Annotated in this window: 13 protein-coding genes; 7 read left to right on the top strand and 6 right to left on the bottom strand. The window is 53.2% G+C overall.

What is annotated here, in order from left to right; translation table 11 throughout:
• The first annotated feature begins 98 nt into the window (after window positions 1–98).
• Window positions 99–1,340 (top strand): M16 family metallopeptidase, encoded by a 1,242-nt coding sequence (locus TH63_RS01850; RefSeq protein ID WP_231583530.1) that lies wholly within the window; start codon window positions 99–101, stop codon window positions 1,338–1,340.
• 83 nt (window positions 1,341–1,423) lie between these two features.
• Here TH63_RS01850 and TH63_RS01845 read toward each other — a convergent pair whose 3' ends face one another.
• The 5 genes from TH63_RS01845 to TH63_RS01825 form a co-directional block, all read right to left on the bottom strand.
• Complete coding sequence (locus TH63_RS01845; protein ID WP_048919430.1) at window positions 1,424–2,647, bottom strand: pyridoxal phosphate-dependent aminotransferase; 1,224 nt, start codon at window positions 2,645–2,647, stop codon at window positions 1,424–1,426.
• 193 nt (window positions 2,648–2,840) lie between these two features.
• Window positions 2,841–3,767: a transglutaminase-like domain-containing protein gene (locus TH63_RS01840; RefSeq protein WP_076606379.1), complete on the bottom strand. Its 927-nt coding sequence runs from the start codon at window positions 3,765–3,767 to the stop codon at window positions 2,841–2,843.
• A gap of 253 nt (window positions 3,768–4,020) precedes the next feature.
• The gene (locus TH63_RS01835) at window positions 4,021–5,649 is read right to left on the bottom strand and encodes an acyl-CoA carboxylase subunit beta (RefSeq protein ID WP_048919429.1); all 1,629 of its coding nucleotides are present in this window, start codon (window positions 5,647–5,649) and stop codon (window positions 4,021–4,023) included.
• Window positions 5,650–5,833: 184 nt separating this feature from the next.
• The gene (locus tag TH63_RS01830) at window positions 5,834–6,835 is read right to left on the bottom strand and encodes an MlaD family protein (protein ID WP_053093719.1); all 1,002 of its coding nucleotides are present in this window, start codon (window positions 6,833–6,835) and stop codon (window positions 5,834–5,836) included.
• A gap of 14 nt (window positions 6,836–6,849) precedes the next feature.
• On the bottom strand, window positions 6,850–7,626 hold the full coding sequence (locus TH63_RS01825) for an N-acetylmuramoyl-L-alanine amidase family protein (protein ID WP_048919428.1): 777 nt from the start codon (window positions 7,624–7,626) through the stop codon (window positions 6,850–6,852).
• 94 nt (window positions 7,627–7,720) lie between these two features.
• On the opposite strand from TH63_RS01825, the gene TH63_RS01820 reads away from it, so the two are divergent.
• The 4 genes from TH63_RS01820 to TH63_RS01805 all read left to right on the top strand — a co-directional run bounded on the left by TH63_RS01820 (window position 7,721) and on the right by TH63_RS01805 (window position 13,203).
• The gene (locus TH63_RS01820; RefSeq protein WP_197088619.1) at window positions 7,721–10,408 is read left to right on the top strand and encodes a putative LPS assembly protein LptD; all 2,688 of its coding nucleotides are present in this window, start codon (window positions 7,721–7,723) and stop codon (window positions 10,406–10,408) included.
• A 201-nt stretch (window positions 10,409–10,609) separates the two neighbouring features.
• On the top strand, window positions 10,610–11,428 hold the full coding sequence (gene panB / locus TH63_RS01815) for a 3-methyl-2-oxobutanoate hydroxymethyltransferase (RefSeq protein ID WP_048919426.1): 819 nt from the start codon (window positions 10,610–10,612) through the stop codon (window positions 11,426–11,428).
• A gap of 178 nt (window positions 11,429–11,606) precedes the next feature.
• Window positions 11,607–12,290 carry an RluA family pseudouridine synthase gene (locus tag TH63_RS01810; RefSeq protein ID WP_048919425.1) on the top strand — a complete coding sequence of 228 codons (684 nt, stop codon included), beginning with the start codon at window positions 11,607–11,609 and terminating at the stop codon, window positions 12,288–12,290.
• 178 nt (window positions 12,291–12,468) lie between these two features.
• The gene (locus TH63_RS01805) at window positions 12,469–13,203 is read left to right on the top strand and encodes an acyl-CoA desaturase (RefSeq protein ID WP_048919424.1); all 735 of its coding nucleotides are present in this window, start codon (window positions 12,469–12,471) and stop codon (window positions 13,201–13,203) included.
• A 42-nt stretch (window positions 13,204–13,245) separates the two neighbouring features.
• Here TH63_RS01805 and TH63_RS01800 read toward each other — a convergent pair whose 3' ends face one another.
• Window positions 13,246–14,394: a DUF418 domain-containing protein gene (locus tag TH63_RS01800; RefSeq protein ID WP_048919423.1), complete on the bottom strand. Its 1,149-nt coding sequence runs from the start codon at window positions 14,392–14,394 to the stop codon at window positions 13,246–13,248.
• A 90-nt stretch (window positions 14,395–14,484) separates the two neighbouring features.
• Here TH63_RS01800 and TH63_RS01795 point away from each other — a divergent pair, with 90 nt between their 5' ends.
• Complete coding sequence (locus TH63_RS01795) at window positions 14,485–16,080, top strand: sulfatase-like hydrolase/transferase (RefSeq protein WP_048919422.1); 1,596 nt, start codon at window positions 14,485–14,487, stop codon at window positions 16,078–16,080.
• A gap of 183 nt (window positions 16,081–16,263) precedes the next feature.
• Window positions 16,264–16,836 (top strand): 30S ribosomal protein S16, encoded by a 573-nt coding sequence (locus tag TH63_RS01790; RefSeq protein WP_048919421.1) that lies wholly within the window; start codon window positions 16,264–16,266, stop codon window positions 16,834–16,836.
• Window positions 16,837–16,847 lie beyond the last annotated feature (11 nt).

Here is a 16,847-nt window from a genome sequence, read left to right as displayed (position 1 = left end):
GTTTCACATCTTTCCTCCGTACCTTTGCAGGCTGCTTGCCACGGTTGAAAAACAAACCATAGACAAGTGGGTTTATCCCTTGATAAAAAAGATTGACTTTGACGAAATTACCTGATTACCATATCCATACCTTAGCCAACGGCATTAGAGTGCTGCACAAGCAGGTGCCTCATACCAAAATCGCGCACTGCGGTTTTATGATGGACATTGGCTCCCGTGACGAGTTACCGCATGAGCAGGGCCTGGCCCACTTCTGGGAGCACATGGCCTTTAAAGGTACCCAGAAACGGAAGTCGTTCCATATTCTCAACCGGCTGGAAAGCGTGGGCGGCGAACTCAACGCCTATACCACCAAGGAGAAGATCAGCTTCTACGCCTCGGTGCTGGAGAACCACTTTGAGAAAGCCTTTGAGCTGCTCACCGACATCACGTTTAACTCCACCTTCCCTACCAAGGAGATTGAGAAGGAGCGCGGCGTGATTCTGGAGGAGATGGCCATGTACCTGGACACCCCCGAGGACGCCATCATTGACGAGTTTGACAGCGTCGTGTTCAAGAACCACCCCCTTGGCTACAACATTCTGGGCACCCGCGAGAGCGTGAGCGGCTTTACCCGCGAGAATTTCCAGGCCTTTATTGCCCGCAACCTCAGCACCGATAAGCTGGTGTTCTGCTCGGTGAGCAACTGGCCTCTTGCCCGCGTGGTAAAGCTAGCCGAGAAATACCTTGGGCAGGTACCCGAGAAAACCCAGCCCCGCCAGCGGCTTACCTTTGACAGCTACACGCCTCAGACTCTGGAGGTGGAGAAGGCCATTCAGCAGGCGCACTGCGTGATTGGTTGCCCGGCCTACCCGCTCTCTGACCCGCGCCGGCTTACTTTCTTCATGCTGGTGAACATTCTGGGCGGGCCTGGCATGAACTCCCGCCTGAACCTGGCCGTCCGTGAAAAGCACGGCCTGGTCTACACCATTGATGCCAATTACTCTACCTATATAGACACCGGTCTGTTTGGGATTTACTTTGGCACCGAGAAAAAGCAACTCAAGCGCACCATTGGCCTGGTCTTGAAGGAGATGAAACTGCTGCGCGAGAAACCCATGGGCTCTGTGCAGTTACACACGGCCAAAGAGCAATTGATGGGGCAATTGGCCATGGCCGAGGAAAGCAACATGGGCTTTATGATGATGATGGGCAAGAGCATTCTGGACCTGAACACCATTGAAGGCCTCAATGATATTTTTGCCCAGATCAAAGCCGTGACGGCCAACAATCTCTCAGAAATGGCTAATAATACGCTGCGCGAAGAGAACCTTAGCTTTCTGCAGTACGTGCCGGCTTAACGCCTGACAACGTAGCTTAAGATAATTTCAAAGGGTGGTGTTTTGGGCCTGTTTTTCTGAAAACAGGCCCAAAACACCACCCTTTATTCGTCTAGCAGACTTTGGTCATAATCCGCTAGAAACTGCCGGAGCTTGTCTAGCGTGGTGGTCAGTTCTTCTACCGTGGGCAGGTACACTACCCGGAAGTGGTCGGGCTGTTTCCAGTTGAACCCCGAGCCCTGCACCAGCAGCACGTGCTGGTCAATGAGCAGATCCAGTACCAGTTTCTCGTCTGAGACGATGTTGAATTTACGCGTATCAATCTTCGGGAACATATAGAACGCCCCTGTAGGCTTAACGCAGGTAATACCAGGTATGGCCGTCAGTTTCTCATAACATACCTCCCGCTGCTTGTGCAGCCTGCCGCTAGGCAACACCAGGTCATTGATGCTCTGGTAACCGCCCAAGGCCGTCTGGATGGCGAACTGGGCAGGCGCGTTGCTGCACAGGCGCATGCTGGCCAGGGCGTTCAACCCTTCTATGTACGACTTGGCCACGTGTTTTTTGCCACTGATGATCACCCACCCCGCCCTAAATCCAGCGGCCCGGTAGTTCTTGGACAGCCCCCCGAAGGTGAGAAACAGTACCTCATTGGATAAGGCGGCCGTGGAGTGGTGCACCGTGCCGTCATACAGGATCTTGTCATAGATCTCATCTGAGAACACAATCAACTGGTGCCTTTCGGCTAGCCGCACTATGGCATCCAGCACCTCGGAGGGGTACACGGCGCCAGTGGGGTTGTTGGGGTTAATGAGTACCAGGCCTTTGGTACGCGGGGTGATCTTGCTTTCTATGTCCGCCAGGTCTGGGTACCAGTCTGAGGCTTCGTCACAGACATAATGCACCGCCTTACCGCCCGAGAGGTTCACGGCAGCGGTCCAGAGCGGGTAGTCCGGCGAGGGGATCAGGATCTCGTCGTCGGGGTTGAGCAGCGCCTGCATGGCCATGAGGATAAGCTCACTCACGCCGTTGCCTATAATAATGTCTTCTACTGTTACGTCTTGTATGTGTTTGCTTTGCGCGTAGTGCATGACGGCCTTGCGGGCCGCGAATATCCCCTTGGAATCTGTGTAGCCCTGGGCGTTGCGCAGGTTCACAATCATGTCATGCACAATCTCATCTGGGGCGTCAAACCCGAAGGGCGCCGGGTTACCAATGTTGAGGCGAGTAATGCGGTAGCCTTGCTTCTCCAGGTCCATGGCCTTCTCAAAGATGGGACCTCTAATCTCGTAGAAAACGTTATCTAAGCGGGTACTCTTCTGTATCATGCTGCTGTAAATGAAGCGCTAAAGATAGAAAGATGCGCAAATGAATCACCTGTTTCGGACTTGTTTTCCCAAAAACAGGCTTAAAACAGGGGAACAGAAAAAGCAGAAGGTCGCCTGTTGCCGGGCGACCTTCTGCTGTGGGTATGGGTTATTTCTGTTTTAGGGGTGTTTTCACCAAAACAGGCTCAAAACGCTATTCGTCCTCCTCGTCTGTGAAATCTCCGTCTTCAGTACCTTCTTCGTCTTCGCCGGCTTCTTCACTGGTTCTGTGGGAAGTAGTGGGTTCCACGCCCAGTACATCCAGCAGTTTCTCAATCTCGGTGGCCTTCTCCAGTTCGTTCAGTTTCTCATACGAAAGGGAGAGGTTGCGCAGGGCCCGCCGCACAATGTCAATGGGCTCACAGGGCTCATAGAAAATGTCAATGGGGTTGAGGTTGAGTTGCAGCAGGTAATTATCAATATCGCTTTTAGACAGGATTAGGCCCCGGTTGTACACGTTAATGTAGAACTGCGGAAGCACGTCGCCTTTAAAGGTAAGAATGAACAGGTTGGGCAGGTTCACGCCATACACGGGCAGGCCCAGCTTCTGCGCCAGGGTCATATAGATCACGCACAGCGTCAAGGGGTTCCCGCGTTTGCTTTCCAGCACCTGGTTGAGCATGGAGTTGGCCGGCGCATGGAAGTTCTTGGTATTGGCCCCGAAGTGGTGCAGCTTGAAGAGCACGTGGTTGAGGGCCTTGACCTGGTCATAGGGGTGCATCTCGGGGCGTACGTTCACCCAGGCCTCATAATAGAGTTCGGCAAGGGTCTGCTTGAGTTGCTCCAGGCTCACGTCCGGGTACTGGTAGGTGTTCACCAACCACATACCGTACAGCAGGTCAGAGGCGCCTTCTTCTTTCCAGGCTTTCATGCGCCGCAAGAGGGCCTCAAACTGAAGGTCATGGATCAGGTCTTCCAGCTTTTTCTGGTGGTCGGGGTCCAGGCTTTCCTCCCAGGCCTCTTCCAGAAAAGGGGTGATGGTTTCCCCCAGCTCCACTATTTTCCGCTGCACATGCTCTACCACCCCGGGGTCTTCATCGTCCAGCAGTGAGATAAGCGCCTTTAGTTCTTTGTTGGTCAAAACTCTTTAATTAAGAATCTAAAATTAGGAATTAAGAATGGATTCTGCTGAATCTGTGGGTGAAAACGTCTCTGCCAATTTTGTCTTTCCCACGTGGGCAGCCATAAACCGGCAAATACGTTTTGGGCCTGTTTTTCTAAAAGTAGCCCCAAAACGCGTTCTACCCCGGCCCTCCCCTGCTTTTACGCAAAAGGCTCAGCTCGTGCCCAGCTTTTTCCATTCCTAATTCTTAATTCCTAATTCCTAATTAAAATCAGGTTTGGATCACGCCCACGTTGAAAGGCTTGGTGATAGGTGCGTGGTTAGCTGCCTCAATGCCCATAGAAATGACCTTGCGGGTTTCCAGGGGATCAATGATGCCGTCTACCCAGAGGCGGGCCGCCGCGTAGTACGGGCTCAACTGCTCATTGTAGCGGGCAGTGATCTTGTCCAGCAGCTCTTTCTCGGCCTCAGGGGTAATCACCTCGCCTTTAGATTTAAGCGAAGCCACCTGGATCTGGAGCAAGGTCTTGGCCGCTGAGGCGCCGCTCATCACCGCCAACTGGGCCGTGGGCCAGGCGAAGATCAAACGCGGGTCATAGGCCTTGCCGCACATGGCATAATTACCCGCGCCATAGCTGTTGCCTATTAAGATGGTGAACTTGGGCACCACGCTGTTGCTCATGGCATTCACCATTTTGGCGCCGTCCTTGATAATGCCGCCGTGCTCGGCTTTGCTGCCTACCATAAAGCCAGACACGTCTTGCAAAAACACCAACGGAATTTTCTTCTGGTTGCAGTTCATGATAAAGCGGGCCGCTTTGTCTGCGCTGTCTGAGTAGATCACGCCGCCCATCTGCATCTCGCCTTTCTTGTTCTTGACAATCTTTCGCTGGTTGGCCACAATACCCACGGCCCAGCCGTCTATGCGGGCCAGGCCGCAGATCAGGCTCTGCCCGTACAGGTCTTTGTAAGGCTCAAACTCAGAGTTGTCTACCAGACGATTGATGATGTCCATCATGTCATAGGGCTTTACGCGGTCCTGGGGTAGCAGGCCGTAAATCTCCTTGGGGTCCAGCTTAGGGGCTGCCGAGGTTACGCGGCTGAAACCGGCCTTAGGGTTCTCGCCCATCTTGTCAAAGATGTTCCGGATATGGTCCAGGCACTCCTGGTCGGTCTCAAATTTATAGTCGGTCACGCCCGAGATCTCTGAGTGGGTAGAGGCGCCGCCTAACGTTTCGTTGTCAATGGTCTCACCGATGGCGGCCTTCACTAGGTAAGAACCGGCCAGGAAAATGGAGCCGGTGCCTTCCACAATCATGGCCTCGTCGCTCATGATAGGCAAATACGCGCCGCCCGCCACGCAGGAACCCATAATGGCCGAGATTTGCACGATGCCCTCAGAACTCATGATGGCGTTGTTCCTGAACATGCGCCCAAAGTGCTCTTTATCCGGGAAGATCTCGTCTTGCATGGGCAAAAATACGCCGGCGCTGTCTACCAGGTAAATAACCGGCAGGCGGTTCTCCAGGGCTATCTCCTGGGCACGCAGGTTCTTTTTGGCTGTGATAGGAAACCAGGCGCCCGCTTTCACAGTGGCGTCATTGGCCACCACCATACATTGGCGCCCTTTCACGTAGCCAATACCGGCCACCACCCCACCGCCCGGGCAGCCGCCATACTCCTGGTACATGCCCTCACCGGCAAAGGTGGCAATCTCCAGAAACTCAGAATCCTCATCCAGCAGGTACTTAATGCGTTCACGGGCGGTGAGTTTGCCTTTCTCGTGCTGCTTGGCAATGGCTTTCTCGCCACCGCCCAGCGCTACTTTGCTGTGTCTGCTCTTGAGTTGGAAGGAAAGCTGTTTAAGACTGTCTTCGTTCTTGTTGAATTCTAAATCCATGCGGGAGGAATTGCTGTTTGGTTAGGTTGGTGGTGGGTATGTGTGCTGTACAAATATAGCAAAAACAGGCTTGCCTAACACTTGTTAGGTGAATACTTTATACGGCCCTAAAATGAAAAACCCGTTTTAGGCTTGTTTTCTGCAAAACAGGTCTAAAACGGGTTTTAAGTGGCGTAGGTTAAGGTTACTGGTCTACGGTACCGGCCTTTTCTACAGTATCTGCCTTTTTCACCTTTACAGCCTCTTTCACGGTCTTGGCCTCCTTCACTTTGGTGCCGCCGCCAATCAGGGAGAAATGCACGTAGCGTTTGGGGTTGGCCTTGAGGTCTATCAAAAGCTCGTTCAGGCTGGCGCTGGAGGCGTTGAGGTTACTGTAGAGCGAGTCATCGTTCATGAGTTTGCCCAGGCTCCCGTTGTTTTGGTTAATACGCTGCATGGCCAGTTGCGCCTGCGTGATGGTACTGTCCAGCCCCCTGATGGCCCGGTTCATAGACTCCACGTCCAGGGTGTCTGTGATGGTGTTGAGGTTATTGGCCAGCTGGTTGAACTTAGATTCTGTGCCCCGCAACGCCGAGGTAAGCCGCGCCAGGTTGGAGGTAATCTCATTAATGTTCCCCTGGTTGGCCAAAGTGATCGCCTTTAGGGTGGCAGAGGTAGCCTCGGCGTTCAGTAAGATGGATTGGATGCTGCGTTTGGCGTCCTTGTCCAGGAACATGTTCAGGCGCTGCAGGGTAGAGTCTACGGTACCCAGCACCGGCATAGCCCTCGCTGAAAGCATGTCCGTGATGCTTTGCTTCACGTACGGGATCAGGTATTCCCCTCCTTTATATACGTGTTTGTTACGGCCTATGTACAGGTCAATGGCTTTGCTGCCCAACAAGTCTGAGCTTACCAGCATGGCTATGGTGGAGTCCCCAACGGCTATGTCCTGCTCAATGTCCAGGGTGACCAGAATTTTGTTGCCTTTCTTTTGGTCCAGCTTCATTTCTTTTACCAAACCCACCCTATAGCCGTTTACCAGCACGGGGTTAGAAACCGCCAGGCCTTCTACAGAATCATAGACAACGTAATAGGTTTTGTTGGAGGAAAGTATATTGGTCCCTTTCAGGAACATGAAGCCCACGTAGAGCGCTACCAGGGCTACAATGCCCAGCAACGCTACTTTGAGTTCTTTGGAAAATTTCACAGGGGTATGGTTAGTTAGTTCATGGCCTCCAGCTCTTGCTTATACTCTTTGAAAGCCCGATAGATGCCTGATGCCATATACGATTGGTTGGTCTTATCGTTCAGGAACTGCTCTTCCTTTGGATTTGTGAGGAAACCAATCTCAATCAAGGTGCTAGGCATAGCCGACTTCCAGAGTACCAGGAATCCCGCCTGTTTTACCCCGCGGCTGCTGCGGCCCACCTTGTGCTTGAACTGCTGCTCCACCTTTTGGGCGAACCGCAGACTATTGTCTAAGTAGGCGCTCTGGTATAAACTGAAAAGAATATGACTTTGGGGGGAGCTGGGGTTGAAGCCATTGTATTTCTTCTCGTAGTTGTCTTCCTGCAGAATTACGGAGTTCTCGCGGGTGGCTACGGCCAGGTTGCCGCTGGACTTGTGCAGCCCCATGGTATAGGTCTCGGTACCGAATGCGTTGCTGGGGCCCGAGTTGCAATGGATGGAGACAAAAAGGTCGGCGTGGTTTTTATTTGCGATGCCGGCCCTATCAATCAGCTCCACAAACGTATCATTCTTACGGGTGAAGATCACCTTCACGTCGGGCAGGTTGGTTTCAATCAGCTCGCCCAGTTGCAGCGCCACTTTCAGGGCTATCTCCTTTTCCCTGGCCGAGGCCCCGTTGCAACCCGTGTCCTTTCCCCCGTGGCCGGCGTCAATGACAATGGTTCGTATTCTTACATCCTTCCGCTCAAAAGTGGTGAAAGAGGTAAACAACAAAAAAGCAAACACGGAGAGAGAGACAATATTTTTCACGAGATGCGTTAGTTAAAAGCTATTGTTAATAACTTTGTCCTAATTAACAAAATAACAAAAATTTTACTTGAATCCGAAGAGATCCCTCCAGTATTTGGCAATTGCCCTTTTCTACGTGGCTGCCTTTTTCTCCGCTCAGGAGGGATCTGCCCAGGTAGCGCCTAAGCGGGCCACCACCGCAACCGGGGCTCCCGCCGCCGTGTTGCCGGCCGCTAAACCTGCTTCAGCTACCCAGGACACCGTTAAAAGAAAACCTACCGGTGCCATTGAGACCACTATCAATTATAAGGCCAAAGATTCCATCAGGTATGACGCCATCAACCAGATCATGTACCTGTACGGTGATGCCCATATAGACTATGGCGAAATCTCCCTGGACGCGGCCCTTATCCAGATCAACTGGAAAACCAATATCCTTACCGCAGACGGTATTTTAGACTCTGCGGGCGTGCTCCAGAAAAAGCCTCTTTTCAAGAACGCTGCCGAGACCTACCAGGCCGAGCGCATTGCCTATAACTATAAAACCAAGAAGGGCCGCGTGATTGGCGCCGTGACCACCCAGGGCGAAGGCTACATTCACGCCGAGACCATTAAACGCGACTCCATAGGCAACATCTACGGCCGGCATGCCCGCTACACCACCTGTGACCTGGAGCACCCGCACTTCTACATAAAAGCCACCAAGATGAAGGTGATCCCCAATGACCGCGTCATTGCCGGGCCTTTTCATCTGGTGTTCGCTGATGTGCCCACGCCCATCGGGCTTCCGTTCGGGTTCTTCCCCTCACCCCGCAAAAGAGGCTCAGGGGTGATCATCCCTACCTTCGGTGAGTCTGCCCAGCAAGGCTTCTACCTGCGTGAAGGCGGTTTTTACTGGGCCATGAATGAGTACATGGACATGCGCATTACCGGCGACATCTACTCCCTGGGGGGCTATGGCGCCCGCGTGCAGTCTACCTACACCAAGCGCTACAAGTTCAACGGAAATTTCTCGGTGAGCCACACCTATATTAAAGGCAGCGAAGACGTGGGCATTGGCCGTAGCACAGACCAGGTGTACAATTACCGCACAGACTCCCGTGACGTTTGGATAAGCTGGAGCCACAGCCCTGTGACACGTCCCGGCAAAGGTCAGTTCTCTGCCAGCGTAAACGCCGGTAGCCAGTTCTACAACCAGCGTAACTCCCTGGATCCGCGGCAGTCGCTTTCGCCTAACTTCAACTCCACCATCTCTTACCGAAAGAGCAGCCCCAATTCCCCTATCAACTACGCGGTGACGGTTTCCCAGAGCCAGACCACCAGAAGCCAGCTTAACGCCAACGGCGAGCAGGTGCCAGCCCAGGTGATGAGCTTTACCCTGCCAGACTTTAGTTTTGGGGTGGCCAGCCAGAGCCCTATTGAGTGGTTTGGCGGCACCCTGACCGGCCGCTGGATTGAGGGCATCCGGATAGGGTATAACCTGAACGCCCGCCAGTATGTCTCCAATAACCTGGCCAGCGGCCAAAGCCTGGGCTATCCTTTTTCTGCCGGCAGAGGTCGTGACACCGTGTTGGCGATAAATGGCAGCAACCTGTCTGCTATCTTGAAAAACGGCCGCCAGAGCATCAACCATGATATTCCTATCACCCTGGGGACCATCAGTCTGTTCAAATACTTTAAGCTGACCCCGGGCGTGAGTTACAGTGAGAGCTGGTTCACCAAAAAATATACCTATAGAAGCATACCTGGCTCTTCCTTCCTGGCGGTTGATACTACCAAAGGCCTGCAGAGAACCTACCAGTACCAGGGTGGCGTGTCTTTGACCACCAACCTGTACGGCATTGCCCAGATCAAGGGAAAGAAAGTAGAGGCCATCCGGCACACGCTTACCCCTAACATCTCCTATAACTTCAGGCCAGACTTTGGGCGCGAGGAATTTGGGTTCTACCAACGGGTGCAGCAAGACAGCCTGGGCAGAACGCAGTTGCTTTCCAGGTTCCAGGGGCTGGAGGGCAACGTGCCGGGCGCCGGCCTGAACAGCGCCATCTCCTTCGGGATTGATAACAACATTGAGATGAAGGTGAAGACAGACAGCGCCGGGGTGTACAAAAAGGTGAGTCTGGTGGACCGCTTCGCGCTTAGATCGGCCTACAACTTCGCCGCCGACTCTTTCAAGATGTCTAACATCAACATTGACCTGAGCACCCGCCTGTTCAATACCCTTTCCTTTACCACCGGTGCCACTTTTGACCCTTACCGCTACGTGAACGGGCAGCGCCGCAACCAGTTCCTGCTGGAGGAAGGCGGTTTTAAGCCGGCACGGCTCATGAACGTGTTCTTCAACACCAGCTTTGAGTTTAACCCCACGGCCAGGAAGCAGCAAGCGGAATCTGGCGCGCCGCCCACCACCAACCTGCCGGCCTTGCAGCGTAACCTCACGGCCGCAGATTACGTGGAGTTTGACATCCCCTGGACCCTGTCAGTAGACATGACCTCTAACTTTACCAGAGACAACCTCACCGACAAGCTCATGAACAACGCCACCTCGGCGGGTTTCAACGGGTCGGTCACGCTCACAGACAAATGGGCCTTTACCTACACCACCACCTATGACTTCAAGAACCAGCTCTTAAGCTACACCAACATAGGCATTACCCGCGATTTGCACTGCTGGCAGATGTCCATTGACTGGGTGCCGTTTGGGGCCTTGCAGCGCTACTCCATCAACATCAACGCCAAGTCCTCTATTCTGCAGGACCTGCGCATACGAAGAAGCGAAAGCGCCACCGGGCGCCAGTTCTAGAAACAGGAAGACCACCGCAAAACGGTGGTCTTCCTGTTTTAGGCCCGTTTTCCTGAAAACAGCCCTAAAACGGAAAAGGTCTTTTAGCGCTTGCCCAGACGCATTCAACCCACCTATTTAGAAAATCAGAATTTCTGATTCTTAATCTTACTTCCTATTTCCGCACTCCTTACCTTTGCCCAAGCCCAATACCCAAAAGTTATGTCGGTTCAGAAACGCGAAGTCAAAATAGTTACCACCCACCAGCTGCATAGCATGAAAGAGCGTGGCGAGAAAATCTCCATGCTCACCGCCTATGACTTCTCCATGGCCACCCTCCTGGATGCCGCCGGAACAGACGTATTACTGGTAGGGGACTCGGCCTCTAACGTGATGGCCGGCCATGAGACTACCCTGCCTATTACCCTGGATCAGATGATCTACCATGCCTCCTCGGTGGTGCGGGGCGTGAAACGCGCCTTTGTGGTAGTAGACTTGCCGTTCGGTTCTTACCAGGGTAATTCCTCTGAGGCGCTGCGTTCGGCCATCAGGATCATGAAAGAGTCTGGCGCCCACGGCGTGAAGTTGGAGGGTGGCCTGGAGATCAAAGACTCCGTGACCCGAATCCTGAGCGCCGGCGTACCGGTGATGGGCCACCTGGGCCTAACCCCGCAGTCCATCTATAAATTTGGCACCTACTCTGTGCGCGCCAAGGAAGAAGCCGAGGCCGATAAATTACTGGAAGACGCCCGCCTGCTGCAGGAACTGGGTTGCTTTGCCATTGTGCTGGAAAAGATTCCGGCGGCCCTGGCCAAGCGCGTGGCTGATGAGCTGCATATCCCTATCATTGGCATTGGCGCCGGTCCGCATGTAGACGGTCAAGTGCTGGTGATTCATGACCTGCTGGGCATCACCAAGGAATTCAAGCCCCGTTTCCTGCGCCGCTACGCCGAACTGCATGAGACCATCACCGAGGCCGTGACCAGCTACATCAAAGACGTAAAATCCCAGGACTTCCCTTCCGCCGAAGAAGCTTACTAGTTGTTAGTGTTTAGTTATTAGTGATTAGAGAGTTCACTAGTCCAGTTGTTGAATCGGCTACGCCGATATCCTGTTTCTAGGCTCTTTTTCACAAAACAGCCCCAAAACAGTTAAGCTCTCCTAACACACTTTGTTCCCTTAACTAATCACTAATAACTAAACACCAACAACTATTCTTATGCCCTCTCCCAAGCTTGACGTTCTTTTTGAAGACAACCACCTGCTGGTGGTGAACAAGCCGAGCGGGATGTTGGTGCAGGGGGACGAGACCGGCGATAAGCCGCTCTCAGAACTGGCCAAGGATTACGTAAAAGAGAAATACCAGAAACCGGGCAACGTGTTCATGGGCGTGGTGCATCGGCTAGACCGGCCCGTGAGCGGTGTGGTGCTTCTCGCTAAAACCTCCAAGGCCCTGACCCGGCTGAACGAGCAGTTTAAGACCCGTAAAACGGAAAAAGTCTATTGGGCCATTACCCAACGCGCGCCGCAGCCTGAAAGCGGCACCTTGGTGCACTGGCTGATAAAAGACCAGGAACGCAACGTCACCAAAGCCCTTACCCAGGAAAAACCCGGCAGCCAGCGCGCCGAACTCAGTTACTCCCTACTCAAAAGCGTAGGAGGCAAATACCTGGTGGAAGTAAGGCCCGTGACCGGCAGACCCCACCAGATACGGGTGCAGCTTGCCTCGCTCAAATGCCCTATCCTGGGCGACCTCAAATACGGCGCGCCAGAGCCCCTGCCCAACAAGAGCATCTGCCTTCATGCCCGCTCTCTTGGCTTTGAGCACCCCATTCTTAAAACCTGGATTACGGTAGAGGCCCTTCCTCCCGGCATTGCCGCCTGGCAGCCGTTCCAACCGTAGTTACTAGATTTTCATTTCCGGCCCGGAAAATGATTTTCGTCATTAAAACGGTTTTTCTACGATCTGTTTTTGCAGGGTTTGCCGCCAACGTTGTAGCTTTGTGAACTTATTCACCAGAAGGCTGTTTCATGGATACCGCTTACTTTGTGACTTCACCTTATTAATTGGATCACCCAGCATGATTATTCTTATCTTCTTTGTAGTGCATTGGTACCTGTCGCTTTTTGTACAGACGTTTTACCTGCACCGCTATGCCGCCCACAAAATGTTCACCATGAACATGTTCTGGGAGAAATTCTTCTTTATGCTTACCTACATCAGCCAGGGCTCTTCTTACTTATCGCCCAGGGCTTATGCTATCATGCACCGCATGCACCATGCGTTCTCAGACACTGAGCGCGACCCGCACTCCCCGCATTTCTCCGGCAACGCGTTTTCCATGATGTGGAAGACCAAAAATATCTACAATGATTTCCTCAACAATCGGGTGGAGCCCGAGATGCGTTTTGACGGCAACTACCCTACCTGGCGTCCTTTGGAGAGCATAGGCGACCACTGGGGCTCCCGCTTGGCGTGGGGCGTGGGGTACGTGCTTTTCTACATCAACTTCGCCACGGAATGGTGGATGTATTTGCTGTTGCCCTTGCACTTCCTGATGGGTCCTCTGCACGGCGCGATCGTGAACTGGTCTGGCCACAAATACGGCTACCAGAACTTTGACAACCATGACAAGTCCCGCAACTCGCTTTTCTTTGACTTCTTAACCGGCGGTGAGTTGTTCCAGAACAACCACCACAAACTGCCTAACCGCGTAAACTTCGGGGTGAAATGGTACGAAGTGGATCCTACCTACCCGGTTATCTGGACCTTGGATAAGATTGGCATCATTAAATTGAAGAAAGCCAGAGCGTAACCCCTCCTAAAGGTTTAGCCATAGAAAAGAAGAAGGCGTCTCTTACCCAAGAGGCGCCTTCTTCTTTTTCCCGGCCACCCAACGCACCAGGTGTTCGGCAGGGCCCTGCTTCCATTTGCGCAGAAGCCACTTAGACACGGCCAGTTGCAAGCTAATTACCGCCAAGTATAAGAGTGAGATCTGCCAGGGCGCCAGGTCCCCGAACAAACCCAACCCGTACCGGTAAAACAGCAGGCTAAACAACAGGTTCTGGAACAGGTAATGGGTAAGGGTGAGCTTGCCCAAATATTTGAGAGGCTCCAGGCAGGCACGAAACCCGGGCAGTTGCCAAAGCAGACCCGGCAAGGCGGCTAAACAAACCACAGCGGCATAGAAGTAAATACCTACGCTTACTTCCTTTAGCCAGGGCATATGACCAGCCCCACCCCGCCACCCGGCAACCTGCACCAGCAACGCAACAACTGCCACTATGGCCAAGTGCCCCATAAAGACTTTTCTCACTTGCGCCGGAGAGGCCAGCCACTGAATGCTTTTCCCTTTGGCGAAGGCAAAACCCAACAGCATAAACGCGAAAATACGGCTGTAAAACAGCAAGGCAGTCCAGGTAAAGATATGCTTCTGGTATTCCTGAAGCCTGAAGGAGGCTAATTCCCAAAAGGTACCCGTCTCATATATGGCCAGGTTTTCCGGAGCAGTTACCCCTAAGGGGGGTTCACATATCCTGCCCGCAAAGCTAAAGAGCAACAAAAAAGCTCCTGCCGCCGCCAATGCGCGTGGGCTCCAGTTTCTGAGAGGCAACAGCAGGCACCCCATGAAAACGTATTGCACCAGCACATCGCCTTCCCAGATAAAAACTATCTGCAGCGCTCCTAACAGGAAAAGACCGCCTAACCGCCGCAGGAAGAACCCCGCGCCTTGGCTTGGGAGACCTAAGGCGGCGGATGCCCCGAACAGAAAAGAAAATATCGGGTAGAACTTTCCCCGCACTATTACCATGAGCCCTAGCAGCAGAAAGTGGTTAAGCCCTTGTCCGTAATTGGCGGCGTAGTCAGAGAAAAACGCATTGGGCGTATGCATGGAAAAGATATTCTCCAGGCCAATGCCCAACAGGGCAAACCCGCGCAGCACATCTAATTGGTCTATGCGCCCTGGCAGCGAGTCCTTTAGATTGGCAGATTGCACGAGTTCCATTACCTTCGGTTCTTAATGGTTGAGAGAGCAAGTTACAGGAAATCCAGGAGGCTCCGCTTATTGAGGCATACTCCTTTCTTATTATGGTGCGTGCTGGCCTTATTTGTCCTGGTAGTGGAGATGCGGCCCGGCCGGTTTTACTTTATCACATCCTTCCTTCTCTTTCAGGATAGCCTGGTGCATCTGCTCCAGTATTTGCTCTTGCTGGGAGTCTCCCTCACCGGGCTTTTGCTGCTGCTTTTCAACAGGAGCAAACTACTGGCTTACGGCCTGCTGGCCTTTCTTCTCCCCTGCATGATCATCAGCCTTACCTTCCGGTTTGTAACGGGCTATAATTTCATGTACACCGATGCGGTGCTGGCCTGGAACAACTTGGCGCTGGCGGACACCGCGGTGCAGAATTACAACTGGCAGGTAGCGGCGGCCTTTGCTTCGGCTTTAGCCATTACGGCAGGGATCATCTGGGCCAGAAAGAAGGTAGCCTGGCGGGCCGCCCCCTGGTCCGCCATTCTCTTCCCCCTTACCGCAGGTGCCATCTTTTATCAGATCAAAAGTACTACCGGCGTGGTGGATGATTTTCCAGCAGCGTACCGGGTGCCGCTTACTATCCTGGCCGCCGTCACCGACCGCTTGCCCCAACCGGTCCGTCGGCCGGTGCCTGTGTCGACGGTGGCTAAGGGCGTTCCGCATTTGTTCCTGATTGTGGATGAAAGCATTACCGCCACTGAACTGACACTGCACAACCCCCACCTGCTGACCACTCCGTTTTTGAACTCGGTGCGGGAGCAGATACAGGATTTTGGCATAGCCAGCTCTATGACCAACCAGAGCGGCGGCTCTAACATTGCCCTAATGAGCGGTACCCGGATGAGCGAACTGCCCGATACCGGTTTTCACACCTTCTCCAGCACAAATATCTTCCAGTTTGCCCGGAAGGCAGGGTACACTACCTATTACATTGATGCCCAGCAGGGCGGCGAGGTACTGCAGAATTTCATGTCTCCTGAAGACTTAAAGTACATTGACTACGTGGAGCGCCCCGCTAACCAGCACCCAAAGAAGCCTTACCATGACCGCGACATGTGGGTAGCCAATCGGCTGGCGCAGCTGGCCAAGGAAAAAACCAAAGTGTTTGCGTTTGTGGTGAAGGTAGGCGCGCACTGGCCCTACGCCCGAACCTACCCGGCAGACTCGGCCGTTTTCACCCCGGTCCTTTCCCCACGCAGTATTTACAAAGACCCGGAACGCACCCTCAATACCTACCATAACTCCCTGCGCTGGACGGTAGACCATTTCTGGCGGCAGCTTATGCACAGTATTTCTCCGGCAGACAGCACCGTGGTAGTCTATACCTCAGACCACGGGCAGAACCTGACCCAGGCTGGCCTCAGCCTCACGCACGCCTCCGTCCATGACACCTCCCCGCAAGAAGCCGCCGTGCCTTTATGGATATGGGACCCCGGCCAGCTGTCAGGAGCCACTAGGGCGGCAAAGACCCGCCAGGGCTACAGCCATGAGCACATTTTCCCTACCCTGCTTCGGCTGCAAGGCTACAGTCCTGCGTGGGTGCGGCAACAATATGGACCTTCTCTGCTGGAAACCATGACCACTCCCCGGCCCCAGAGATTTTTTCTGTCCGGCGATTTATTTGGGCGTGGTTCTTATAGCCTGGTGCCGTTCCGGTAAAGCTGCTTAGCGCATTTCCGTTTCAGGGCTGTTTTCAGAAAAACGGCTCTAAAACGTACCCTTAACTTCCAAATCTCCTCATTCTCAAATCTTCATCTCACAAACCGTTAGCACATTTAAAATTATGTGCGTACATTTGCACCCCAATGCCGGACGGGTTCCGGCGCTTTAACAAAGTTTACTATGGCTGTTAAAATCAGACTGGCCCGCAGAGGCCGCAAAAAAGCTGCGATGTATGATATCGTAGTTGCAGATGCCCGTTCACCACGTGATGGTCGTTTCATTGAGAAACTGGGTACGTACAATCCATTAACCAACCCTGCCACTATCAACTTCAACGAAGACAAAGCGTTGGATTGGGTATTGAAAGGCGCGCAACCAACTGACACCGTGAAAGCCATGCTTTCTTACACGGGTGTTATGTTCAGAAAACACTTACAGATTGGTGTTGCCAAAGGTGCTATCACCCAGGACGTGGCTGATGCCCGTTACCAAGAGTGGAAAGCTGCCAAAGACGCTAAAATCACTGGTAAAGTAGAGAAATTAGGTACTGAAAAATCTGCTAAGCAAAAAGCTGCTTTAGAGGCTGAGTCTAAAGTAAACGCTGCCCGTGCAGAGGCCATCCGTTTGAAAAACACGCCTGAGCCAGAAGCAGTAGTAGAAGAAGAAGCTCCAGTTGCCGCCGCCGAAGGTGAAGCCACTGAAGGCGAAGCTGAGGCTCCTGCCGCTGACGCTACTGAAGAAGCACAAGCTTAATTTTACCGGCC

Origin of the sequence: Rufibacter radiotolerans (assembly GCF_001078055.1) — a bacterium.
GTDB lineage: Bacteria > Bacteroidota > Bacteroidia > Cytophagales > Hymenobacteraceae > Nibribacter > Nibribacter radiotolerans.
Note: the sequence above shows the minus strand (reverse complement) of the source record. Positions and strands in the feature narration are given on the sequence as shown.